Genomic DNA, 22,335 nt, shown 5'->3' on the forward strand with positions numbered 1-22,335 from the left:
ACGAACGAAAGACCCCGCACCGGTTGTCGGTGCGGGGTCTTTCTCGTTCAGACCGTGATCGGTTCGATCAGTTCGGCGTGCTGGGCGGGGTGGAGCCCATGCCACCCATGCCCGGCATCGAGTCGCTGACCTGGTCCTGCGGCGGCGCCTGGATGTTGACCGGCGCGCCCCAGTCGGTGTACTTGGCGACCATCTTGGCCTGGTCCATGCCTTCCGGCAGCTGCTGGCCGGACTGGCTGGCCACGTCCTTCATGATCTTGCCGAGGTTCATCTCGATCTGCACCGGAAGGTTGTCGGCGTTGAGGTAGACGTCCATCGGCACCGAGTCGATGTTCATGCCCTGCGGCATCTGCTGGCCCATCTTCTGGGCGAGCTTGGCGAAGTCCAGCTCCACCGAGTACTTGGTGGCGGGCTGGCCGTCCACCTCGGTCTGCTCGGTGGCGTTGATCTTGCCGTTCTCCTTGATCATCTCAAGGGTCTTGGCCGGGTCGGAGAACTCCATCGACTGGCTGAACTGGGCGCCCTGGCCACCCTCCAGCTGATCGATGGGCATCTTCATCCACGGCTTGGACGCATCGGCACCCGGCATGCCTTCCGGCATCTTGATGTAGACGGTCTTGTCGACCATGACCATCTCCATCTTCAGGTCCTTGGGGGCGGACGACCCCGCACCTGGGATGTTCATGTTCATGGTCATGTTCATGGCCATCTTGGTGTTCTCGCCGGCGTACTCGGCTTCACCGTCGGCCTTCATGGACAACATCGAGCCCATGGCCATGTCCATGGTGAACTTCGATGTCTTGGCCTTCGCAGTGCCCTCTTTCGCGGCGTTGATGAGGCTCTGCGCGTCGTTGAAGACACCGCTCTGACCGGTGTTCTGGCTCTGGCCGTTGTCCCCGGTCGGGGTGCCCCCCTCGTTATCGCCGCAGGCGCCGACCGTCAGCGCCAATGCGAGCGCGCCGGCGGCGATGAGTGCCTTCCGCATGTGGGTCTCCCTCTATGTATTTGCTCGTGTCTGGGCATTGGACGTGCCCGAGCACCTGTCAGGTTTCCATGGACTGGAGATCGTGGCGACTCGGGGGTCTGTGTGTTGACGCACCCCGTCCGGGTTCGGCGCTCAACCACCCATTCCAGGGATCGGCTGGTCGCTGATCTCGTCGGCGGGTGGCGCTTCGACCTGGACCTCGTTGCCCCAGTCGGTGAAGTCCATCTGCATGTAGGCCTCGTCGAAGCTCACCCCGTCGGGAAGATTTCCCTCCCCGCCCGCTTGCTCGATGGCCTGCTCGACCACCTCGCGGAAGTCGATGTACAGCCGCGCGGGCAAGTCCTGCTCGTCCAGGTAGATGTCGACCGGGATGGCGTCGAGGTCGAACTGCGACATGCCCGGCATGCTCTCCAGGTTGCCGCCGTAGTTCTCCAGCACCTTCTGGAAGTCGACCTCGAAGCTGTACTTGGTCGCCGAGCGGTTGTTGACCGACACCCCGGTCTCGGTGTCCACCAGTTCGCCGGATTCCTTGAGCATTTCGATCATCTTGCTCGGGTCGGTGGACTGCAGGTACCTGTCGACGTCGAGGGTCGAGCCGGGCACCTGCTCGGCCACGCTCGTCTTGTGCCACGGCTTGTTCTCGTCGACCATCCCGCCGGGCAGGTTGGTGGGCAGCTTCAGGTAGAGGTCCTCGCCGATCTGGCGCGCCTCCATCTCCATCGGCTCCGCGCCCCCGCCCAGTGCGCCCACGTCGATCGACATGGTCATCTGGGTGCGTGGATCGGAGCTGTCGTAGCTGCTCGCGCCCTCGCCGGTCATGCCGAGCGGGCCGACCTTCATGGTCAGGGTGAAGGCGGTTGACTTGACTTTCTCCGTGCTGGCCGTCGCGGCCCGGACCAAACTGTCGGCGTCCTGGTACTTGCCGTCACCGACACCGCCGCACGCACTCAGGGCCAGCGCGAGCGCAAGCCCCCCTGCCGCTGTGATGAGCGCTTTACGCACGCTGACTCCCTGATGGCGTTGTGATTGTCCGATGTTCTGACGCGTGAAAAGGGTCATCGGTTTCCTGTACTACGCAATCGGCGCATCCAACGCGTCGCGTCACTGTCCGGCCACGGGAATCGGACGTGCATTCGGGGCCGGCGCGAGCCGCGCAGCGGCCCTCGCCGACCCCAGCGGCAGGATTTGCGTTCAGTTGTCCAATCCGGGAAACGGTTCGTCGCTGATCTCGTCGGCAGGCGGTGGCTCGATGTGGACCTCGTTGCCCCAGTCGGTGAAGTCCATCTGCATGTAGGCCTCGTCGAAGTTCACCCCGTCGGGCACGGTGTCTTGGCCACCGACCTGCTCGATCATCTGCTCGAACATCGTGCTGAAGTCGATGCGCACGCGCGCAGGAAGGTCCCGGTCGTCCAGATACACGTCCAGTGGGATGGCGTCCAGCTCGAGCTGGGCAAGTTCCTCGGCGTTGTCGAGACCGGCGCCGTAGGTCTGCAGCACCTTCCGGAAGTCGACCTCGAACCGGTACTTGGTGGCCGACCGCCCGTTGACCGACGCCCCGGTCTCGGTGTCCACCAGATCGGCGGATTCCTTGAGCGCCTCGATCATCTTGCTCGGGTCGGTGGATTGCAGGAACTGGTCGACATCCATGTTCCAGCCGGTCAGCTCGGACAGGGTCGTCCGATACCACGGCTTGCCCTCGTCCGCCGGGGTCCCGGTCAGCTCGCTGGGCATCTTCACGTAGACGTCCTCGCCGAGCTGGCGCATTTCCAACTCGATGGTGCCGGTGCCGTTGACACCGTTCAGTGCCCCCATGTTCATGGACATGGTCATCATGGAGCGGGGTTCGCCACCTTCGACGCCGGCCGCACCTTCTCCGGTGGCGGTCACCGGGCCGAACTTCATGGACATGGTGACCGCGTTGGATTCGAACTTCTCGGTGCTGGATTTCGCGGCCCGGACCAGGCTGTCCGCGTCCTGGTACTTGCCGTCACCGACACCGCCGCATGAACTCAGGGCCAGCGCAAGCGCGAGCCCCCTGCCACCTTGATGAGTGCTGTCCGCACGCTGACCCCCAAAGACGTTTCGCTCGTCCGATGACGCGACCCGTGGACCGGGCCGTCGGTCCCGTCCTACGGGGTCGCCGTATCGAACGCGTCTCGTCAGCGTCCGGCGACGGTATCCGTACCGGTTCGCGAGGCCAGCAGTCTGCGCAGCGAGCCGAGCCGCACAGCGGGCACCGCACCCTCGCTGACCAGCGTGTCCAGCGCACAGTCCGGATCGGTGGGTGGCCCGAGATGCCCGCAGTTCGGTGGGCAGTGTTCGGCCGCCTCGGCGAACTCCTCGAACGACTTCACGATGTCGTCCGCGGTCACGTGCGCGAGCCCGAACGACCGCACACCCGGGGTGTCGACGACCCAGCCGCCTTCGTCGCCGGGCAGCGGCAACGCCACGGCTGCCACCGACGTGTGCCTGCCCTTGCCGACCGCGCTGACCTCGGCGGTGGTCAGGTCCGCGTCCGGGACCAGCCGGTTGACCAGCGTGGACTTACCCACCCCGGAGTGTCCGACCAGCGCGGTGACGTGCCCGGCGAGCAGCTCGCGCAGCTCGTCCAAGGGATGGTCCACGCTGGTCACCAGCGACGGAACGTTCAAGTCGGCGTAGTACTCCAGCACCTCGTCCGGGTCGGCCAGGTCCGCCTTGGTCAAGCACAGCACCGGCTGCAAACCACCGGTGTAGCAGGCGACCAGACAGCGGTCGATGAAACCGGTCCTGGGCGGGGGATCGGCCAACGCGGTGACGATCAGCAGCTGCTCGGCGTTCGCCACCACGACGCGCTCGTAGGGGTCGGTGTCGTCGGCGGTCCTGCGCAGGACGCTGCGCCGGTCGTGCACCCGAACGATGCGTGCCAACGTGCCCGGCTTGCCGCTGATGTCGCCGACCAGACCGACCGAGTCACCGACCACGATCGGCGTGCGACCGAGCTCGCGGGCTCGCATGGCGACGACCAGGCGCTCCGGGTCACCGTCCACAGCGCACGTCCACCGGCCCCGATCCACCGCGGTCACCATGGCGGTGACGGCGTCCTCGTGCCGGGGTCGACGTTTGCTACGCGGACGGGACCCACGCCCAGGACGCACCCGTACGTCGGATTCGTCCAGTCTGGTCCAGTCGCGCACGGTGGTTACGATAAGCGGCCAGGGTCGCATCGAGCAGAGGAGGACCGCGATGTGTGGGCGTTATGCCGCCACGAAGGACCCGGCGACGCTGGTCAAGGAGTTCGACGCGGTCGACAACACGGAGGGAATGGCGCGGCCGGATCACAACGTGGCGCCGACCAAGAACGTCGTCACGGTGGTCGAACGGCACCCGCGTGACGCCGACGGCTCGGTGCTCGAGGACGAGCCTGCCCAACGCCGGCTCCGCGTCATGCGGTGGGGCCTGGTGCCGTTCTGGGCCAAGGACAAGTCCATCGGCGCCAAGATGATCAACACGCGGGCGGAGACGGCGGCGAGCAAGCCCGCGTTCCGCAAGGCGCTCAAGCGACACCGCTGCCTGGTGCCCGCCGACGGCTGGTACGAGTGGCAGCGGCTGGGCGAGAAGAAGGGCAAACAGCCGTACTTCATGACGCCGCGGGACGGCTCGTCGCTGGCGTTCGCAGGCATCTGGGAGACGTGGCGGGATCCGAAGGAGAAGGACGCGCCGCCGCTGGTCACCTGTTCGGTGCTGACGGTGGACGCGGTCGGCCCGCTCACCGACATTCACGACCGGATGCCGCTGGTGCTGTCCAAGGACGCCTGGCGGCAGTGGCTCGACCCGGACCTCGACGACGTCGCCGAGCTGCTGCAGCCGCCGCCGCTGCAGGTGGTCGACCAGCTCGAGCTGCGTCCGGTGTCGAACAAGGTGAACAGCGTCCGCAACAACGGCCCGGAACTGATCGAGCGGGTGGACCCCGCGCAGCAGCTGGACGAGGAGCCCGCGCTGTTCGACGCGCCCAATTCGGCATGACGCGGATCGCGATCGACACACCGTACGGTCCGGCCGCGGCCGAGCTGCACCTGGCGGAGTCGGGGTCGGCAGGCCTCATGCTCGGTCACGGCGCCGGTGGCGGCATCACGTCGGACGACCTGGTCGCGGTCACGCGGGCCGCTCAGGACGTCGGCGTGCACGTGGCGCTGGTCGAACAGCCGTATCGGGTGGCAGGAAGACGGAGTCCACCTCCGGCGAAGCGGCTCGACGAGGCGTGGCTGGCGGTCGCTCAGGCCGTGGCCGACCGGTTCGACGGGGCACCGCTGGTATTCGGCGGTCGCTCGTCCGGTGCGCGGGTGGCCTGCCGTACCGCGGAAGCCGGTGGTGCGGTCGCGGTGCTGTGCCTGGCGTTTCCGCTGACCCCGCCGTGGAATCCGCAGGCGAGCAGGCAGCCGGAGCTGGACGCGGTGCGGGTTCCGACGCTGGTGGTGCAGGGCGATGCCGACCATTTCGGGTGTCCTCAGGCCGGTCTCCACCACGAGATCCATGTGGTCAAGGGCAACCATTCACGGTTCGCGGACCTGCCGTCGGTGGCCCGCTACGTCGGCGAGTGGCTGACACGGGTGGTCCGTCCGGCGCAGTGACGCCTCATCGTGACGTTGCACGCTTAGGGGACATCCGCTTGGCAATGCCCTGACGTGGGCAGCTACCGTCGAGGTGTGTTGCGGATCAAGTCGAGACTGACCTCGTGGTTGACGCGGCTGTACCTGGCCAGGGCCGGACGCCGTGGGTTCAACCTGGAGAAGTTGCCGGAGCCGGCGCTGGTGCCGCTGCGGCGCAACGGCCTGGATCCGATCGAGAACCTGGGGGACATCCGCCGTCGTGAGCCGGTGAGCAGGCTACCCGTCCCGTTCGGTGTGAACATCTGGCTGGTCACCGGATATCCGGAGGCCAGGGCGGTGCTGAGCAACGTCAAGGCGTTCAGCAACGACTTCGGCAACCTGGTCGGCAAGGCGCCAGGGGCCACCGCGGAGCAGAACCCAGGCGGTCTCGGCTTCGCGGATCCGCCGCACCACACCCGGCTGCGCAAGATGCTGCAGCCGGAGTTCACCGCGCGCAGGCTCAAGCGCCTGACGCCGAACATCGACGCGATCATCAAGCGGCAGTTGGACGAGATGGACGCGGCGGGCAAGGACGGTCGACCGGTCGATCTGGTCGAGCACTTCGCACTGCCGATCCCGTCGCTGGTGATCTGTGACCTGCTCGGCGTCGACTACGGCAGGCGCGACGAGTTCCAGCGCCTGGCCATGCAGCGATTCGACCTGCTCGGCGGGTCGATGGGTTCGCTCGGCGCGATCTCCGAGTCGCTCGACTTCCTGCTCGGGGTGGTGCGCGAACAGCGTAAGAACCCCGGCGACGACCTGCTCGGCATGATCATCCGCGAGCACGGCGACGACATCGAGGACCGGGAGCTCGCCGGTCTGGCCGACGGCGTGCTCACCGGCGGCTTCGAAACCACCGCCAGCATGCTGGCGCTCGGCACCATGGTGGTGCTGCGTGACGCCGAAGCCCGCAGGATCGTGCTCGACGGCAACGCCGAGGACCCCGCCGTGCAGCGCTTCGTCGAGGAGTTGCTGCGCTACCTGACCGTGGTGCAGGTGGCGTTCCCGCGGTTCGCCAGGGAGGACATCCAGGTCGGCGACAAGCTGATCAAGGAGGGCGACATGGTGGTCGTGTCGCTCAGCGGGGCGGACCGGCACGAGTCGCTCGGCGAGAACATGGACTCCTTCGACGCCGGACGAGAGCCGACCCAGCACCTGGCGTTCGGCTGGGGTCCGCACCGGTGCGTCGGCGCCGAACTGGCGAAGATGGAGCTGCGTGCGGCGTTCCCCGCGCTGCTGCAGCGCTTCCCGGACATGCGACTGGCGACACCGGAGGAGCAACTGGAGTTCCGGCAAGCATCGATCGTCTACGGGGTCGAGTCGCTGCCCGCGGTCCTGCGCCCGAACGACTAGCGGGCCTGGTCAGCCCGGGCGGCCCAGCGCCGTCTGCCCGTCAACTGCGCGGACCGGCACGCTCGGCCCTGGCCGATCGACCGGGAAACCAACAGAACAAGGTGCCCGGCAAACTAGCTCGCGATCGCCGCGACCGTCGCCGACGTCACCGCGATCAAGTCCGCCGGAGCCAGCTCGATCTCGAGCCCGCGCCTGCCCGCCGAGCAGTACACCGTCGGCCAGTCGTGCACCGACTCGTCGACGACCAGCGGTAGCCGGCTGCGTTGCCCGAGGGGCGAAATGCCGCCCACTACGTATCCGGCGGCGCGTTGCGCCGCCGCGGGATCGGCCATCTTCGCCCGCTTGCCACCGGCTGCCGCCGCCAGCGCCTTGAGGTTCAGCTGGTGCGTCACCGGCACTACGCCGACGGTGAGCTTGCCGTCGACCTCGGCCACCAGCGTCTTGAACACGCGCCCGGGCTCGACGCCGAGGGCCTCGGCGGCTTCCAGTCCGTACGACTCCGCCGCCGGGTCGTGCTCGTAGGCGTGCACCGAGTGTTTGATCTTGCGTTTGGCCAGCATCGTGGTGGCCGGGGTGCCTTTGCCCGCCATGGATGCGCAGCCTAGCCAGCACCGGCGCGGGGAATTTCCGCCGGGCCCGCGGCGTTGTATCCGGCGTGATCACCGAAACCCGGCCGACCAACCCGCGAGGGCAATCTCGTCGTGCTTCGAAGCGCGGTCCGGCCACACCGCGCGTATCCTCGGCACCGTCGTCGGCGAGCCCGGGGACGGGCCTGGGGACGCATCACGAGTGCACGGTGCGTCGTGGGCCGGGAGCGGCAACGGAAAGGACCGGTTTGCCCAGTCAGATGACCGAGGCGGAACGCATCGAGCTCGCCGAGCGATTCGAGCGGGACGCGTTACCGCTGTTGGACCAGTTGTACTCGGCCGCGTTGCGGATGACCGGCAATCCGGCCGACGCCGAAGACCTGGTGCAGGAAACGTATCTGAAGGCCTACAACGCCTTTGCCTCGTTCGCCGAAGGCACGAACCTCAAAGCGTGGCTGTACCGGATCCTGACCAACACCTACATCAACTCCTACCGCAAGAAGCAGCGGCAACCGATGCAGCAGCCGACCGAGGACATCACGGACTGGCAGCTGGCACAGGCGGAGAGCCACACGTCGCGCGGTCTGCGGTCGGCCGAGATGGAGGCGCTCGACCAGCTGCCGGACTCCGACGTCAAAGAGGCTCTGCAGCGCCTGCCGGAAGAATTCCGCCTGGCCGTGTACCTGGCCGACGTCGAAGGCTTTGCGTACAAGGAGATAGCCGAGATCATGGGTACGCCGATCGGTACCGTGATGTCCCGGCTGCATCGGGGGCGCGGGCAGCTGCGTGAGCTGCTGGCCGACGTGGCTCGCGAGAGGGGCTTCATCAAGCAGGGGGTGGAGGTGGCGAAGCGATGAATGACGAATGCGCTGACGCCCGTACCGACTGCTCCGACGTGCTTGCCGAGGTCTACCTGCTGCTGGACCACGAATGCCAGGAGGAGCACGCCGCCGAGCTGCGCCGGCACCTCGACGGTTGCCCGGACTGTTTGGAGCAGTACGGCATTTCCGAGGGGCTCAAGCAGCTGTTGGCCCGCAAGTGCGGCGGCGACCACGCCCCGGAGGATCTCAAGGAGCGACTACGCGCGAAGATCCGCGAGTCGTATCTCCAAGCCGAGAAGGGTGAGCGCACTACGGGCGACGAGGCCACCGTCGAGGTGCGTGAGGACTAGCTCACTCAGGCGTTCGGCTTCTTGCCGTGGTTGGCGCTCTTCTTCTTGCGGTCACGACGCTTACGAGCTCGCTTCGACATGCGTTTTCTCCTCGTGTGAACGGACGACTTAGTCTGACACGGGGCGTGAAGCGTCGAGTCAGGGGAGTGCCGTGAGTACGCTTGCCGAGCTGTTGGCCGAACACACCGGCATGTCCGGGGAGGCCGCCGACCACCTGCAGATGGTGGTCGCGGAATGGCAGCTGCTCGCGGACCTGTCGTTCGCCGACTTCTTGATGTGGGTCCCGATCGAGGACAGCGACTCGCACTTCGCCTGCGTGGCGCAGGCGCGCCCGACCACCGGCGCCACCGCGCACCCCGAGGACGTCGTGGGCAGCAGGGTCGAGGAACGCCAGCATCCCCAGCTGGCTGCGGCCCTGCGGTCCGGGCGGATCATGCGTGACGAGGAGCCCAGGCTGTCCGACGGCGACATCCTGATGCGCCGGGAAGCGATTCCGGTGCGGTTCCGGGACCAGGTCATCGCGGTGCTGAGCCGGGAGTCGAACCTGAGCGTGCCCCGGGTGCCGAGTTCGTTGGAGATCGCCTACCTCGCGGGCGCCTCCGATCTGTGTCAGATGGTGGCGGACGGGACGTTCCCGCACGAGGGCTCGCAGACCGACGTGCACAGCAGTCCGCGGGTGGGTGACGGGTTCATCCGGCTCGACCCGTCCGGCACTGTGGTGTTCGCCAGCCCCAACGGCTCGTCCGCGTACCACCGCATGGGGCACAAATCCGAACTGGTCGGGACGCGGTTGGCTCCGCTGACTCGCTCCCTGATCGCGGATCCGTTCGACGCCACGGAGGTCTCGCACCGGATCCTGGAGGCGTTGGAGGGCCGTCCGGGCACCCGCGTCGAGGCGGAGTCCCGGCGTGGCGCGGTGGTGCTGTTCCGTGCGCTTCCGTTGCGTCCGGGAGGCAATCCGGCGGGCGCCTTGGTCCTGGTACGGGACGTCACCGAGGTGAAGCGGCGCGACCGGGCGCTGATGAGCAAGGACGCGACGATCCGGGAGATCCATCACCGGGTGAAGAACAACTTGCAGACGGTGGCCGCGCTGCTCCGGCTGCAATCGCGCCGCACGCAGAGCGATCAGGCCAGGCGCGCGTTGGAGGACTCGGTGCGCCGGGTCTCGTCGATCGCCATGGTGCACGAGACGCTGTCCATGTCGCTGGACGAGCGGGTCGACCTGGACCAGTTGCTGGATCGCGTGTTGCCGATGTTGTCGGAGGTCACCACGGCCACCGAGTCCCCGGTCGAGCTGGTACGCGAGGGTTCGTTCGGCGTGGTCGCCGCCGACCTGGCGACCCCGCTGGTGATGGTGCTGGCCGAGTTGGTGCAGAACGCCGCCGAGCATGCGTTCGAGCGGGGGAGGGCGGGCAAAGTCATCGTGCGCGCGGCCCGGTCGGCGCGCTGGCTGGACGTGTCGATCATCGACGAGGGTCGCGGCCTGCCCGCGGGCTTCTCACTCGAGCAAGCCGAGGGGCTGGGGCTGCAGATCGTCCGGACACTGGTCGAATCCGAGCTGCGCGGCTCGCTGGGGCTGCGGGATCACGAACCGTCCGGAACGACGGCGGAACTGCGTATCCCGCTGACGCGGCGCGGCTGACAGCCCTGGAGACGCGGAAACGAACGCTTCCGGGATCGGCGCGCAGAGGGCGGCCGAAAGATCGTACGGACACGCGAAAGAGCCGGCACGAGCGGTGCCGGCTCTTTCGCGTTGTGCGGGAGGCTTGTCTGAAGCCTGTTGCTCAGAAGCTCGTGCTGCCGATACGAGCCCGACGGCGCTTGAGCGCACGCCGTTCTTCCTCGCTCATGCCGCCCCAGACGCCGGCGTCCTGACCCGTGGCCAGAGCCCAAGCCAGGCAGTCGGACGCGACGGGGCAACGGTGGCACACGGCCTTGGCCTCGGCCACCTGCGTGAGCGCAGGACCGCTGGTCCCAACGGGGAAGAACAGCTCAGGATCCTCGTCTCGGCAGGCCGCGCGGTGGCGCCAGTCCATGATGATGTGCTCCTTCGTGGCGACGCGGGACAGCCGCGCCACGGTCGTCTCTGATGGCGGTCGTATTTTGGGTGCTTGTGAATGCTTTCACGAACCGCAGAGTTGGGCAAGGGTTTTCTCACCAGCGGTGAGCGAACTCACCTGTGATCCAATCCCGCCTGACCTGCGGTTTCTCCCCTGGCGGGGAGACGAGGCCGGGAAAACGGTGCGGCGAGCGGAGCTAGTTTTGCGACGAGTGGTAGACATCGGTTCGGCGAACCGATCACTCGACGGCGCTCTGCCCGACGTTTTCGTGCGATGACCGTGCGAGGTCCTCACACCACAACTGTCAAGGCTTTCGGGACGCTGACGAACTCCACGTCCGTGCGCTCACCGACCAGATCCCCGTCAACCTGCAAGTTTACTGGTTTCTCTGCATAGATGCGTACTTTCGTGACGTCGTCGACACGGATGAGATGACGCCCACGTTGGCGTCCCTTCCCGTTCAGTGCTTGGCGTAGGTGGTGTAGTACCCCGAACAGGCCGAGCTTACGCAACGCGAACACACCCAGACCGGTGTCGAAAGAGCACTCCGGGTTCAGGCGGATGGGGAGTTTGCCCAGGTAGGACCACGGATCGGTGTTGGAAACGAAAGCCGTGCGAACCGTCTGCGGTTCGCTGCCGGGCAGCTCGAGCTTGAGTGTGTGCCTGCCGTGCGGCGGATGCAGGTAGACCGCGGTTGCCACGCGCGCGTAGAGCGCGGGACTGGTCTCCTTGCCCCGCTTGCCCTCCACTCCCTCGACGACGTCGGCGTCCCAGCCCATGCCGGCGCTGAAGGTGAACCAGCGGGAGTTGGCCTTGCCGAGGCCGACGGTGCGCCGCCTGCCTGCGATCAGGGCGTCGAGCAATACGTGGGTGGCCTCGACCGGATCGCGGGGATAACCGACCGCACGCGCGAAGACATTGGCGGAGCCACCGGGGACCACGGCGAACAACGGCGCCGCGTCCGGGCCGTGGGAGCCGCCGCTGAGCAGCCCGTTGACCACCTCGTTCACCGTGCCGTCGCCACCATGGGCGACGACCAGCCCGGCACCGTCGGCAGCCGCAGCGGCGGCGATGGCCGCAGCATGCCCGCGATGGGTCGTCTCGACGACCTCGAGCTTGACCTCGCTGGCCAGCGCGTGCGCGAGCACGTCGCGGCCTCCTGCCGTCGTCGCGGTCGCCTGCGGATTCACAACCAGGACAGCGCGCATGACGGCAGCCTACGGCGCCACAGTGGGCGCGCGCCGCATCCGCGAACCGAGGAGGCAAACACCACAGCACTTCGCGTCTGACGGCGCTCATCACGCCCGGGAACGAGACGTACCGGCGGGCTGCATCCGTAGGGCATAGACCCGCCGCTGACGGTACGCGGGTCACCCGGGCACCGACGAAGTCGAGAGTTCGCGAGCTACTCGGTCGCCAACGGCTCCTTTCCGAGGCGGGCCCGGCGCGAGACCGTCCGCCTCATCGTCGTGCGGCTCCTGTCCCTGACGGGCTGCACCCGGCCGACCGCCGACCCGTCAGTGGCTGACGACCGCTGGACGACTTCGGAGCACTGCGGTGCGGTCACCAGCCGTGCCGACGGTAGGAGTGATCCCGCCGACACTGATCCGATCATGACGTCTCGGCCGCGGTGAGGAAACGGCCGAGTGGGTGGCATACCATCGGTGACGCTTACGCAGAGTGTCATGCGAGTGTGCCGAGCGGGTGGTTCTCCCGGGCACGTGCTCGCCGGGAAAGGGGCCCATGGTGCGGCTGGCCGAGTTGTTCCGACCCGCGCCGCGCGAAGTGCGGGTGGCAGGCGTGATCGCCGTGCTGCCCGGGCTGGCGGCGCTGGTCTTCGCGGTGGTCCTGCTGATCGCCGCGCTGTCCGGCAACACGACGTTCGGCAGCGACAACGTCTACGGCGAGGCCATCTACTACGCCGTGCTCGGCGGCGGCCTGACGGCCTGCGGGATCGGCCTGTTTCTCGGCTACTCGTGGGCGCGGTCGCCGGGTGTGGTCATCGCGCTGGTGATGATCGGGGTCGGGTGGTACGCCGCGGGCCCGTCCGGCCGCCTGGAGCTCGGTGTCCCGGTCGCTCTGCTCGGGCTTGCGCTGCTCGTGCTGTTGTTCCGGGAGCCTGCACGCGCGTGGGCTGCCGAGGATCACGAGTAGGCGCGTCTTTTGGCGCCCGGAGTGGTCCGTGCCAGGGCGCTGCGCCGGGGTCTCAGCCGTCACGCTCGGCGGCCAGCGCCGTGAGCGGCTCGTCGGTGAGCCGGTAGACCGTCCACTCGTCCATCGGCACCGCGCCCAGCGCTCGGTAGAACTTCGTCGCCGGGTTCCAGTCCAGTACCCACCACTCCAGCCGGGCGTAGCCGCGCCGTACGCACTCCGCGGCCAGCTCGGCCAGCAGCGCTTTGCCGATCCCCTTCCCACGGAACTCCGGGCGCACGTAGAGGTCCTCCAGATAGATCCCGTGCACACCACGCCAGGTGGAGAAATTCAGAAACCACAGCGTGAAGCCGACGACCTGCCCCTCCACCTCGGCGACATGGCCGAACAGGGCGGGCTGCTCGGCGAACAACGCCGCATGCAGCTGCTCGGTGGTCAGGTGACATTCGTGCGGCGCCTTCTCGTAAGCCGCGAGTTCGTGCACCAACTCGACGACGACCGGCACGTCGTCCGGGGTGGTGGGGCGGATCACGGTCATGTCCTCACCTCTTGCGGTCAGCACGTACGGTCGTAAGCTACTCGTGAGTAGCAAGGGAGTGGGCCGATGGCGCAGACGTTGACGATCTGGCGCAAACTCGCCGGCAAACCCGGCGGGCGGCGCCTGTTCTCGGCCGCGGTGATGGCCCGCGCGCCGTATTTCGCCACCGTGTTGCCGTCGGTACGGGTGATGGAGCCCGGCCGAGCGGAGGTTACCGCGCCCAAGTGGTTCGGCGTACACAACCACATCGGCACCTTCCACGCCATCGCCACCTGCAACCTGGCCGAGGTGGCGATGGGCATGCTGGCCGAGGCCACCGTGCCGGCGACCCATCGCTGGCTGCCCAAGGGCATGACCGTGCGCTACGTAGCCAAGGCCGAGTCCAGCCTGCGCGCGGTGGCGCGGGTGGACGAGCTGCCCGAGTTCGGCCAGGACGGTTTCGAGTTGCCGGTGCCGGTGACCGTGTTCGGCGACGACGACAAGCCGGTCACCGAGGCCGTCATCACCATCTGGGTCACGCCGAAGAAGCGTTAGCCCGCAGGTGCTCGTACCACTCGGTGCAGGCCTGGTAGCTGGGCAACAGTCCCTGCTCGCGGGCCTGGGCCACGGTGGGCGCGGAGCGGTCCTTGTCGGACAGGGTGGGTTCGATGTCCGCAGGCCACGGAAGGTTCAGGTCCTCGTCGAGCGGGCTGACACCGTGTTCCGCGGACGGGTTGTACTCCGCGCTGCAGTAGTAATTGATCACCGTGTGGTCGGTCAGCGCCACGAACGCATGACCGAGCCCCTCGGGGATGTAGACCGCGCTGATGTTCTCGCTGCTGAGCTTGACGGTGTCGACCACACCGAACGTCGGCGACCCCACCCGTAGGTCGACGATCACGTCCAACGCCTCGCCGTGTGCGCAGTAGACGTATTTGGCCTGGCCGGGAGGAGTGTCGGCGAAATGCACGCCGCGAATGACGCCTCGCCTCGACACGCTGTGGTTGGTCTGGGCCACCCGCAGCGGGTACCCGACGGCCTCGACGAACGCCTTCTGCTGATACGGCGCGACGAACTTCCCGCGCTGGTCGGGGAAGCTCGGCGGGGTGAACTCGAACACTCCGGGGACGGCAAGTTCGCGTACCTGCATTCCCGCAGCCTGACACACCTGTCACAATGGTCTGCATCCACCGTGTCCGGTGGCGCTGCGACGGACCCGAGATGCAGCCCCGGACGGATTTCGCGCCGTACGGCCGACGGTGCCACCGCACCGGGCCACGTGCGTTTGTCAGGCACAATTGCCCTTTTCCTGCGCCGGAGTGCTCCGGCGTTGTCGTACTGATTGACAGGAATTCGTCATGGAGACCAGCTGGAAGACTGCTAGCCCTGCCGTTGCCCCCGACCAGGCTGCCGCGAGCGCCGCGGCGCCGGCAACCAACGAGGAGATCTTCGCGGGTCACCTCGGGGGCAAGCTGGGCGTAGCGGCGACCAGGCCGATCTCCGATTCCCGCGAGCTTTCCATCGCCTACACGCCCGGCGTGGCCAAGGTTTCCACGGCGATCGCCGAGGACGCCCGGTTGGCCGCGCGGTACACGTGGGCACATCGCCTGGTGGTCGTGGTCAGCGACGGCACCGCGGTGCTGGGTCTGGGAGACATCGGTGCGAGCGCATCGCTGCCCGTGATGGAGGGCAAGGCGGTGCTGTTCAAGACGTTCGGTGGGCTGGACTCGATTCCGCTGGTGCTGGACACCACCGACGTCGACGAGATCGTGGAGACGCTGGTGCGGTTGCGGCCGTCGTTCGGCGCGGTCAACCTCGAGGACGTCGCCGCGCCCCGGTGCTTCGAGCTCGAGGCCAAGCTGATCGACGCGCTGGACTGCCCGGTCATGCACGACGACCAGCACGGCACGGCGATCGTGGTGCTCGCCGCGCTGCGCGGGGCCAACCAGGTGCTCGGTCGGGATCTGGGCAAGCAGCGGGTGGTGATCTCCGGTGCCGGGGCGGCCGGGGTCGCCTGCGCGAAGATCCTGCTGTCCGCCGGGGTCGGGGACATCACGGTGCTGGACTCCCGCGGCATCATCCACGTCGGCCGGGACGGGCTGACGCCGGTGAAGCAGGAGCTGGCGTGGTCGACCAACAAGGCCGGGCTCACCGGCGGGTTGCCCGAGGCGATGGACGGCGCCGACGTGTTCATCGGCCTGTCCGGCGCCACGATCGAGGAGACGCTGCTGAAGACGATGGCGGACGACCCGATCGTGTTCGCGCTGTCCAACCCGGATCCGGAGGTCCACCCGGAGGTGGCGGCGCAGTACGCGGCGGTCGTGGCCACCGGGCGCAGCGACTTCCCGAACCAGATCAACAACGTGCTGGCCTTCCCCGGCGTGTTCCGGGGTGCGCTGGACGCCGGTGCGCGGGCGATCACCGACGAGATGAAGCTGGCCGCCGCGGACGCCATCGCCGACGTGGCGGCGGAAGAGCTCGCCGTGGACAAGATCGTGCCGAGCGCGCTCGACCCCCGGGTCGGGCCCGCGGTGGCCGCCGCGGTGGCGCAGGCGGCCAAGGACTCCGGGGTGGCTTGACGCCCTCCGGCAACGGCAAGTAGGCGGCCGGCCAGCACGTTGTTGCTGGTCGGCCGCTGCTTTGCGGGTCCGCCGCCGGGCGAATTCGCGGCTTCGGTACTGGTCCTTTCGGACCTGTGTCGCTACTCCGAACAGTGCAACGCGCTGCGCCCTTCTGCGGTAACTGACGGCGTGTGTCGTCAGCTCGCCATGCGTGATTTTCCCATTTACGCATGCCTCTCGGGCCGCCCGGACTTTGTGTAGTGCGGGCATGACCTTGGGTGATGGCTGCTGGTCGGGATTCTCGACGTGACTCGACTATTCGGACGAGCCACGTACACAGAACGGGCCTCTTATCAAGGACTGTTTTGCGCTAACCGCGCAGACCTAATCTTGATCACCACGTTCGACCGAACGTGATCAACCCCGAGAAATGCGGGCCCCGTGGCGCGCATTTGCCCTGCCTGGGAGGAACAGTGAGACGGTCGATAGGGACGAAGGTCGCGGTGATCGGCGCTTCCGCGGCCCTCGCGGCGTTGGGCGGCCCAGCGGTCGCGTCCGCGGAAGAAGGCGTGATCCGCAACGCGGACAGCCCCAGCGCCATCGACGGCAGCTACATCGTGGTGCTCAAGGACGGCGTGTCGGCGTCGGCCGAGGCCACGGCGGCCGCTGAGCAGTTCGACGCCAAGGTCACCCGTACCTTCAAGCACGCCCTGCGCGGGTACGCGGCGAAGATGAGCGAGTCGGCCGCCAAGCGGCTGGCCGCGGACCCGTCGGTGGCCTACGTCGAGCAGAACCAGCGCGTCACGGCGACCGAGGACCAGCTCAACCCGCCGTCGTGGGGCCAGGACCGGGTCGACCAGCGCGACCTGCCGCTGGACGACAAGTACAGCTACTCCACGACGGCGAGCAACGTCACCGCGTACATCATCGACACCGGTATCCGCACGTCGCATGAAGACTTCGAGGGCCGCGCGACCTGGGGTACCAACACCGTCGACAGCAACAACACCGACTGCAACGGCCACGGTACGCACGTGGCGGGCACCGTCGGTGGCGAGTCCTACGGCCTGGCCAAGGACGTCGATCTGGTCGCGGTGAAGGTGCTCGACTGCTCCGGTTCGGGCACCTACGACGGCGTGATCGCCGGCATCGACTGGGTCACCAGCCACCACCAGTCCGGCCAGCCCGCAGTGGCGAACATGAGCCTCGGCGGCCCCGCCTCCCAGGCCGTGGACGACGCGGTGAAGCGCTCGATCGACGACGGCGTGACGTATGCGATCGCGGCGGGCAACGACTACGGCGCGGATGCGTGTGGCACGTCGCCGGCGCGGACCCCGGAGGCCATCACGGTCGGATCGACCACGAGCACCGACGCCCGGTCCGACTTCTCCAACGTGGGTAGCTGCCTGGACATCTTCGCTCCGGGCTCGAACATCACGTCGGCGTGGATCGGGTCGGACTCCGACTCGCGGGCGATCAGCGGAACGTCGATGGCGACCCCGCACGTGGCGGGCGCGGCCGCGCTGTACCTGGCCGACAACCCGTCGGCCTCCCCGCAGACGGTTCGGGACCACCTGGTCTCGAACGGCTCGCAGGGCAAGGTGAGCAACCCTGGCTCGGGTTCGCCGAACGTGCTGCTCTACACCGGCAGCGGTGGCAGCACCGACCCGGAGCCGGGCAGCTGCAGCGGCACGAACGACACCGATGTGGCGATCCCGGACGCGGGCAGCGCGGTGACCAGCACGATCACGCTGTCCAACTGCAACCGGAACGCCTCGTCGTCGGCGAAGGTCGCGGTGGACATCAAGCACACCTACCGCGGTGACCTCGTGGTCGATCTGATCTCGCCGACCGGTGCGGTGATCAACCTGAAGTCGTCCGACGGCTGGGACGGCGCGGACAACGTCTCCACCACCTACACCAAGAACCTGTCGACCTACTCGGCCGACGGCGCCTGGAAGCTGCGGGTGAGGGACGTCTACCGCGGTGACACCGGCTACATCGACAGCTGGAGCATCACCAACTGAGTTTCTCTTCCGCCCTGACCGGCCGCTGGTCTTCCGTCGGGAGGCCAGCGGCCTTTCCTGTCGGGACAGCAGCCACGCGTGGTTCGCAGGCCTTTCGGCAGCGTCACGACCGCAGGTCGTCCCATGCGAGTGCCGCGCTGGAAGCAGCTGCGCTGCTGCGCGCATGAGAGAGCCCCGGCGCCGAGGGGGGGGAGGGGACACCGGGGCGTCAGCCAGTCCTGGGGGGTGACCGGCTGCCGATACCTTACCGTCCGGACGGTCGGGTGGCTAGACGATCACGGCAATGTGATGCCGAGTGTCCGCAAAAGGGTTACCTGCCGCCCGCCCTGGGGCACCGCAACGGCGCACCGGCGGCCGAAAAGCCTGGTGAAGGGTTACCTGCCGCCCGCCTTGGGGCGCCGCAACGGCGCACCGGCGGCCGAAAAGCCTGGTGAAGGGTTACCTGCCGCCCGCCTTGGGGCGCCGCAACGGCGCACCGGCGGCCGAAAAGCCTGGTGGCCGGCCACGCCGAGCGCGACCGGCCACCAGCTGATGCCGAACCAGGTTTACTCGAATGCCTTGGCGATGAGCGCCTTCTGCTCCACCTCGTGCACCTTGCTGGACCCGGTGGCCGGCGCCGCCATCGGACGCCGGGACACCAGGTCGAGCGGCCTGGTGAACACGTCCGGCAGCCGCCGCGGCAGGTTGAGTCCGAAGAACGGCCAGGCGCCCTGGTTCTCCGGCTCCTCCTGCACCCACACGACGCGCTCGGCGTTGGTGTAGCGCGACATCGCCGCCCGCAGCTTGTCCTTCGGCAGCGGGTAGTACTGCTCGATGCGGACCAGCGCCACGTCGTCCCTGCCGCGCTTGGCCCGCTCGGCGGCCAGCTCCCAGTAGAGCTTGCCGGAGGTGAGCAGCACCTTGCTGACCTTCGCCGGGTCGACCTGGTCGTCGTCGATGACCGACAGGAACTTCGACGGCTCGGTGAAGTCGTCGAGCTGGGACACCGCCGCCTTGTTGCGCAGCATCGACTTCGGCGTGAACACGATCAGTGGCCGGTTCACCCCGTCCAGCGCGTGGCGGCGCAGCAGGTGGAAGTAGTTCGCCGGGGTGGACGGCACCGCCACCGTCATCGAGTGCTCCGCGCACAGCTGCAGGAAGCGCTCGATGCGGCCGGAGGTGTGGTCCGGGCCCTGGCCCTCGTGTCCGTGCGGCAGCAGCAGCACCACGTCGGACAGCTGGCCCCACTTCGCCTCGCCGGACGAGATGTACTCGTCGATGACGGTCTGCGCACCGTTGACGAAGTCGCCGAACTGCGCCTCCCACATCACCAGCGCTTCGGAGTTGGCCACCGAGTAGCCGTACTCGAAGCCGACCGCGGCGTACTCCGACAGCGCCGAGTCGTAGATCATCACCCGGCCCTGGTCCTCGCTCAGGTGCTGCAGCGGCGCGTACTCCTCGCCGGTCTTGCGGTCGATGAGCACCGCGTGCCGCTGGGTGAACGTGCCGCGCCGGGAGTCCTGTCCGGACAGCCGGACCAGCCTGCCGTCCAGCGCCAGCGAGCCGAACGCGATCAGCTCGGCGAACGCCCAGTCGATGTTGCCTTCGCGGGACATCTTGTAGCGGCGTTCCAGCACCGGCTTGACCCTCGGGTGCGGGGTGAAGCCCTCCGGCAGGTTGACGAACGCGTCGCCGATCCGCTCGATGGTCTTCCGATCGATCGCGGTCGGCACCTGCGCAGGCACCTGCTGGTGCCCCTCGACCGACGGGCTCGCCTTGATCGGGTGCTTCTCCAGCTCGCGCACTTCGTTGAAGACGTGTTCCAGCTGGCTGGAGAAGTCCCGCAGCGCGGTCTCGGCTTCCTCGACCGAGATGTCACCCCGCCCGATCAGCGCCTCGGTGTAGGTCTTCCGGACGCTGCGCTTGGAGTCGATGATCTCGTACATCTTCGGCTGGGTGATCGACGGGTCGTCACCCTCGTTGTGGCCGCGCCGCCGGTAGCAGATCATGTCGATCACGACGTCCTTGTTGAACGCCTGGCGGTACTCCACGGCCAGCTTGGCCGCCCAGCACGCCGCCTCCGGGTCGTCCCCGTTGACGTGGAACACCGGCGCTTCGATGATCTTGGCGACGTCGGTGGCGTACTGCGAGGACCGCGAGTGCTCCGGGGCGGTGGTGAAGCCGACCTGGTTGTTGATCACCACGTGCACGGTGCCGCCGGTGCGGTAGCCGCGCAGCATCGCCAGGTTCAGCGTCTCGGCCACCACGCCCTGGCCGGCGAACGCGGCGTCGCCGTGCAGCAGGACCGGCAGCACGGTGAACGCGCCCTGCCCCTTGTTCAGCAGGTCCTGCTTGGCGCGCACGATGCCTTCCAGCACCGGGTCGACCGTCTCCAGGTGCGACGGGTTGGCGGTCAGCGTCACCTTGGTCTCGCCGTCGCCGAACATGCGGAAGTACTTGCCTTCCGCGCCCAGGTGGTACTTCACGTCACCCGAGCCGTGCGCCTGCCCCGGGTCCAGGTTGCCCTCGAACTCCTGGAAGATCTGGCTGATCGGCTTGCCGACGATGTTGGCCAGCACGTTCAGCCTGCCGCGGTGCGGCATACCGATGACGACCTCGTCCAGCTCGTGCTCGGCCGCCTTGTCCAGGATGGTGTCCAGCAGCGGGATGGCCGTCTCCGCGCCTTCCAGCGAGAATCGCTTCTGCCCGACGTACTTGGTCTGCAGGAACGTCTCGAACGCCTCGGCCGCGTTCAGCTTGCTCAGGATGTACTTCTGCTCGCCGGGCGACGGCTTCTGGTGCTTGACCTCGATCCGCTCCTGCAGCCAGCGGCGCTCCTCCGGATCGATGATGTGCTGGTACTCCACGCCGACCGTGCGGCAGTAGGAGTCGCGCAGCACGCCGAGCACGTCGCGCAGCTTCATCCGCTGCTGGCCCGCGAAGCCGCCGACGGCGAACTCGCGGTCCAGGTCCCACAGCGTCAGGCCGTGCGAGAGGATGTCCAGGTCCTCGTGCCGACGCTGCCGGTAGTTCAGCGGGTCGGTGTCGGCCATCAGGTGGCCGCGCATCCGGTAGGCGTCGATCAGCTCGATGATCCGAGCGGTCTTGTCGACATCGCCGTCCGGGATGTCCTCCACCCAGCGGACCGGCTCGTACGGCAGCCGCAGCGACGTGAAGATGTCGTCGTAGAAGTTCTCCTCGCCGAGCAGCAGCTCGTGGATCTTCTTCAGGAACTCACCGGACTCGGCGCCCTGGATGATCCGGTGGTCGTAGGTCGACGTCAGCGTCATGATCTTGGAGATGCCCAGGTCGGTCAGCGTCTTCTCGCTGGTGCCCTGGAACTGCGCCGGGTACTGCATGGCGCCGACGCCGATGATCGCGCCCTGACCCTTCTGCAACCGCGGCACCGAGTGGTTGGTGCCGATGCCGCCCGGGTTGGTCAACGAGATCGTGGTGCCCGCGAAGTCGTCCGCGGTCAGCTTGTTGGTGCGGGCCTTCTTGATGATCTCCTCGTAGGCCTGCCAGAACTCGAAGAACGTCATGTCCTCGACGCCCTTGATGGAGGCGACCACGAGGTTGCGCGCCCCGTCCTTGCCCTTCATGTCGATGGCCAGGCCGAGGTTGACGTGCTCCGGCGTGACGACGTGCGGCTTGCCGTCGATCTCTTCGTAGTGCCGGTTCATGTTCGGGAAGTGCTTCAGCGCCCGGATCATGGCGTAGCCGATCAGGTGCGTGAAGGAGATCTTCCCGCCGCGGGTGCGCTTGAGGTGGTTGTTGATGACGATCCGGTTGTCCGCCATCAGCTTCGCCGGGACCGCCCGCACGCTGGTGGCCGTCGGCACCTCCAGCGAAGCGTCCATGTTCTTGGCGATCGCCGCCGAGATCCCGCGCAGCACCTTGGCGTCCTTGCCGCTGTCCTTGGCGGCCTTTTCCGGCTTCGGCTCTTGCTTGGCGGGTGCCTGCTGCGCAGGCCGCTGTGCCTGCTGCTGAGCGGGCTGCTGCTTGGGCGCGGCCGTCTGCGTGGCCTGCGGCGCAGGCTCGGCGGCCTTGGTCTGCTGCGGGGCCTGCGGCCAGGCCGGCTCAGCAGAGCCGGTGGATCGACCGCCGTTGGGTCGGCTGTCCGGGCGAGAGTCCGACGGCGCCTGACGCTTGGCGCTCGCCGCTCCGTCGCCGCCTTGCGTCGGCTTGAAGTCGGCGAAGAAGTCGTGCCAGGCGGCGTCGACCGATTGCGGGTCGGCGAGGAAACGCTCGTACATTTCCTCGACCATCCACTCGTTGGGACCGAACTGGGAGGCAGGACTGGTGGTCACGACTGA

At 67.8% G+C, this 22,335-nt stretch carries 21 protein-coding genes; 10 read left to right on the top strand and 11 right to left on the bottom strand.

Features of this window, described 5'->3' with window-relative positions:
* Positions 1-67: 67 nt before the first annotated feature.
* The 4 genes from YWM_RS0106640 to rsgA all read right to left on the bottom strand — a co-directional run bounded on the left by YWM_RS0106640 (position 68) and on the right by rsgA (position 4,191).
* Positions 68-985: an SCO4651 family lipoprotein gene (locus YWM_RS0106640; RefSeq protein ID WP_028850061.1), complete on the bottom strand. Its 918-nt coding sequence runs from the start codon at positions 983-985 to the stop codon at positions 68-70.
* Between the two features lie 132 nt (positions 986-1,117).
* Entirely contained in the window at positions 1,118-1,987 is an 870-nt protein-coding gene (locus YWM_RS0106645) for an SCO4651 family lipoprotein (RefSeq protein WP_028850062.1), read from the bottom strand.
* 189 nt (positions 1,988-2,176) lie between these two features.
* Positions 2,177-3,004 carry an SCO4651 family lipoprotein gene (locus YWM_RS0106650; protein WP_483855301.1) on the bottom strand — a complete coding sequence of 276 codons (828 nt, stop codon included), beginning with the start codon at positions 3,002-3,004 and terminating at the stop codon, positions 2,177-2,179.
* A gap of 140 nt (positions 3,005-3,144) precedes the next feature.
* The gene (gene rsgA, locus YWM_RS0106655) at positions 3,145-4,191 is read right to left on the bottom strand and encodes a ribosome small subunit-dependent GTPase A (protein WP_043659894.1); all 1,047 of its coding nucleotides are present in this window, start codon (positions 4,189-4,191) and stop codon (positions 3,145-3,147) included.
* A 19-nt stretch (positions 4,192-4,210) separates the two neighbouring features.
* Between rsgA and YWM_RS0106660 the strand changes: the two genes are divergently transcribed.
* The 3 genes from YWM_RS0106660 to YWM_RS0106670 all read left to right on the top strand — a co-directional run bounded on the left by YWM_RS0106660 (position 4,211) and on the right by YWM_RS0106670 (position 6,966).
* A complete protein-coding gene (locus tag YWM_RS0106660) occupies positions 4,211-4,990 on the top strand; it encodes an SOS response-associated peptidase (RefSeq protein ID WP_028850065.1) in 780 nt (259 codons plus the stop codon).
* Positions 4,987-5,595: an alpha/beta hydrolase family protein gene (locus tag YWM_RS0106665; RefSeq protein ID WP_028850066.1), complete on the top strand. Its 609-nt coding sequence runs from the start codon at positions 4,987-4,989 to the stop codon at positions 5,593-5,595. Before YWM_RS0106660 ends, YWM_RS0106665 begins: the two co-directional genes overlap by 4 nt.
* A 78-nt stretch (positions 5,596-5,673) precedes the next feature.
* Positions 5,674-6,966, top strand: coding sequence for a cytochrome P450 (locus YWM_RS0106670; RefSeq protein ID WP_425426511.1), 1,293 nt, complete (start codon positions 5,674-5,676; stop codon positions 6,964-6,966).
* Between the two features lie 113 nt (positions 6,967-7,079).
* Here YWM_RS0106670 and ybaK read toward each other — a convergent pair whose 3' ends face one another.
* A complete protein-coding gene (gene ybaK, locus YWM_RS0106675; RefSeq protein WP_028850068.1) occupies positions 7,080-7,556 on the bottom strand; it encodes a Cys-tRNA(Pro) deacylase in 477 nt (158 codons plus the stop codon).
* A gap of 257 nt (positions 7,557-7,813) precedes the next feature.
* Here ybaK and YWM_RS0106680 point away from each other — a divergent pair, with 257 nt between their 5' ends.
* Positions 7,814-8,410, top strand: coding sequence for a sigma-70 family RNA polymerase sigma factor (locus YWM_RS0106680; protein ID WP_052344625.1), 597 nt, complete (start codon positions 7,814-7,816; stop codon positions 8,408-8,410).
* Positions 8,407-8,724 (top strand): mycothiol system anti-sigma-R factor, encoded by a 318-nt coding sequence (gene rsrA, locus YWM_RS0106685; RefSeq protein ID WP_028850070.1) that lies wholly within the window; start codon positions 8,407-8,409, stop codon positions 8,722-8,724. Before YWM_RS0106680 ends, rsrA begins: the two co-directional genes overlap by 4 nt.
* A 5-nt stretch (positions 8,725-8,729) precedes the next feature.
* On the opposite strand, the gene YWM_RS27150 is transcribed toward rsrA, so the two are convergent.
* Entirely contained in the window at positions 8,730-8,804 is a 75-nt protein-coding gene (locus YWM_RS27150) for a 50S ribosomal protein bL37 (protein ID WP_425426512.1), read from the bottom strand.
* A 71-nt stretch (positions 8,805-8,875) separates the two neighbouring features.
* Here YWM_RS27150 and YWM_RS0106690 point away from each other — a divergent pair, with 71 nt between their 5' ends.
* Positions 8,876-10,366: a sensor histidine kinase gene (locus YWM_RS0106690; protein ID WP_028850071.1), complete on the top strand. Its 1,491-nt coding sequence runs from the start codon at positions 8,876-8,878 to the stop codon at positions 10,364-10,366.
* A gap of 142 nt (positions 10,367-10,508) precedes the next feature.
* Here the strand turns inward: YWM_RS0106690 and YWM_RS0106695 are convergent, their stop codons facing one another.
* Positions 10,509-10,760, bottom strand: a complete 252-nt coding sequence (locus YWM_RS0106695; protein WP_028850072.1) for a WhiB family transcriptional regulator — start codon at positions 10,758-10,760, stop codon at positions 10,509-10,511.
* A gap of 314 nt (positions 10,761-11,074) precedes the next feature.
* On the bottom strand, positions 11,075-11,992 hold the full coding sequence (locus tag YWM_RS0106700) for a diacylglycerol/lipid kinase family protein (protein WP_028850073.1): 918 nt from the start codon (positions 11,990-11,992) through the stop codon (positions 11,075-11,077).
* 535 nt (positions 11,993-12,527) lie between these two features.
* On the opposite strand from YWM_RS0106700, the gene YWM_RS22495 reads away from it, so the two are divergent.
* Positions 12,528-12,938 carry a hypothetical protein gene (locus YWM_RS22495; RefSeq protein ID WP_052344626.1) on the top strand — a complete coding sequence of 137 codons (411 nt, stop codon included), beginning with the start codon at positions 12,528-12,530 and terminating at the stop codon, positions 12,936-12,938.
* Between the two features lie 52 nt (positions 12,939-12,990).
* Here the strand turns inward: YWM_RS22495 and YWM_RS0106710 are convergent, their stop codons facing one another.
* Positions 12,991-13,473, bottom strand: a complete 483-nt coding sequence (locus tag YWM_RS0106710) for a GNAT family N-acetyltransferase (RefSeq protein WP_028850074.1) — start codon at positions 13,471-13,473, stop codon at positions 12,991-12,993.
* 66 nt (positions 13,474-13,539) lie between these two features.
* On the opposite strand from YWM_RS0106710, the gene YWM_RS0106715 reads away from it, so the two are divergent.
* Entirely contained in the window at positions 13,540-14,007 is a 468-nt protein-coding gene (locus YWM_RS0106715; protein WP_028850075.1) for a hotdog fold domain-containing protein, read from the top strand.
* On the opposite strand, the gene YWM_RS0106720 is transcribed toward YWM_RS0106715, so the two are convergent.
* Complete coding sequence (locus YWM_RS0106720; RefSeq protein ID WP_028850076.1) at positions 13,988-14,602, bottom strand: dTDP-4-dehydrorhamnose 3,5-epimerase family protein; 615 nt, start codon at positions 14,600-14,602, stop codon at positions 13,988-13,990. The genes YWM_RS0106715 and YWM_RS0106720 overlap by 20 nt on opposite strands.
* Positions 14,603-14,810: 208 nt before the next feature.
* On the opposite strand from YWM_RS0106720, the gene YWM_RS0106725 reads away from it, so the two are divergent.
* Entirely contained in the window at positions 14,811-16,031 is a 1,221-nt protein-coding gene (locus YWM_RS0106725; protein WP_043659900.1) for an NAD(P)-dependent malic enzyme, read from the top strand.
* 455 nt (positions 16,032-16,486) lie between these two features.
* A complete protein-coding gene (locus YWM_RS0106730) occupies positions 16,487-18,040 on the top strand; it encodes a S8 family peptidase (protein ID WP_043659902.1) in 1,554 nt (517 codons plus the stop codon).
* Positions 18,041-18,585: 545 nt separating this feature from the next.
* Here the strand turns inward: YWM_RS0106730 and YWM_RS0106735 are convergent.
* Positions 18,586-22,287: a multifunctional oxoglutarate decarboxylase/oxoglutarate dehydrogenase thiamine pyrophosphate-binding subunit/dihydrolipoyllysine-residue succinyltransferase subunit gene (locus tag YWM_RS0106735; RefSeq protein WP_084612215.1), complete on the bottom strand. Its 3,702-nt coding sequence runs from the start codon at positions 22,285-22,287 to the stop codon at positions 18,586-18,588.
* Positions 22,288-22,335: the final 48 nt, after the last annotated feature.

Origin of the sequence: Thermocrispum municipale DSM 44069, from assembly GCF_000427825.1 — a bacterium.
GTDB lineage: Bacteria > Actinomycetota > Actinomycetes > Mycobacteriales > Pseudonocardiaceae > Thermocrispum > Thermocrispum municipale.

Coding starts and splice junctions, on each gene's coding strand:
- YWM_RS0106665 (WP_028850066.1), top strand. CDS start 4,987: ATGACGCGGATCGCGATCGACACACCGTACGGTCCGGCCGCGGCCGAG.
- YWM_RS0106680 (WP_052344625.1), top strand. CDS start 7,814: ATGACCGAGGCGGAACGCATCGAGCTCGCCGAGCGATTCGAGCGGGAC.
- YWM_RS0106710 (WP_028850074.1), bottom strand. CDS start 13,473: ATGACCGTGATCCGCCCCACCACCCCGGACGACGTGCCGGTCGTCGTC.
- YWM_RS0106695 (WP_028850072.1), bottom strand. CDS start 10,760: ATGGACTGGCGCCACCGCGCGGCCTGCCGAGACGAGGATCCTGAGCTG.
- YWM_RS0106660 (WP_028850065.1), top strand. CDS start 4,211: ATGTGTGGGCGTTATGCCGCCACGAAGGACCCGGCGACGCTGGTCAAG.
- YWM_RS0106725 (WP_043659900.1), top strand. CDS start 14,811: ATGGAGACCAGCTGGAAGACTGCTAGCCCTGCCGTTGCCCCCGACCAG.
- rsrA (WP_028850070.1), top strand. CDS start 8,407: ATGAATGACGAATGCGCTGACGCCCGTACCGACTGCTCCGACGTGCTT.
- ybaK (WP_028850068.1), bottom strand. CDS start 7,556: ATGGCGGGCAAAGGCACCCCGGCCACCACGATGCTGGCCAAACGCAAG.
- YWM_RS0106720 (WP_028850076.1), bottom strand. CDS start 14,602: ATGCAGGTACGCGAACTTGCCGTCCCCGGAGTGTTCGAGTTCACCCCG.
- rsgA (WP_043659894.1), bottom strand. CDS start 4,191: ATGCGACCCTGGCCGCTTATCGTAACCACCGTGCGCGACTGGACCAGA.
- YWM_RS22495 (WP_052344626.1), top strand. CDS start 12,528: ATGGTGCGGCTGGCCGAGTTGTTCCGACCCGCGCCGCGCGAAGTGCGG.
- YWM_RS0106700 (WP_028850073.1), bottom strand. CDS start 11,992: ATGCGCGCTGTCCTGGTTGTGAATCCGCAGGCGACCGCGACGACGGCA.
- YWM_RS0106715 (WP_028850075.1), top strand. CDS start 13,540: ATGGCGCAGACGTTGACGATCTGGCGCAAACTCGCCGGCAAACCCGGC.
- YWM_RS0106640 (WP_028850061.1), bottom strand. CDS start 985: ATGCGGAAGGCACTCATCGCCGCCGGCGCGCTCGCATTGGCGCTGACG.
- YWM_RS0106735 (WP_084612215.1), bottom strand. CDS start 22,287: ATGGTCGAGGAAATGTACGAGCGTTTCCTCGCCGACCCGCAATCGGTC.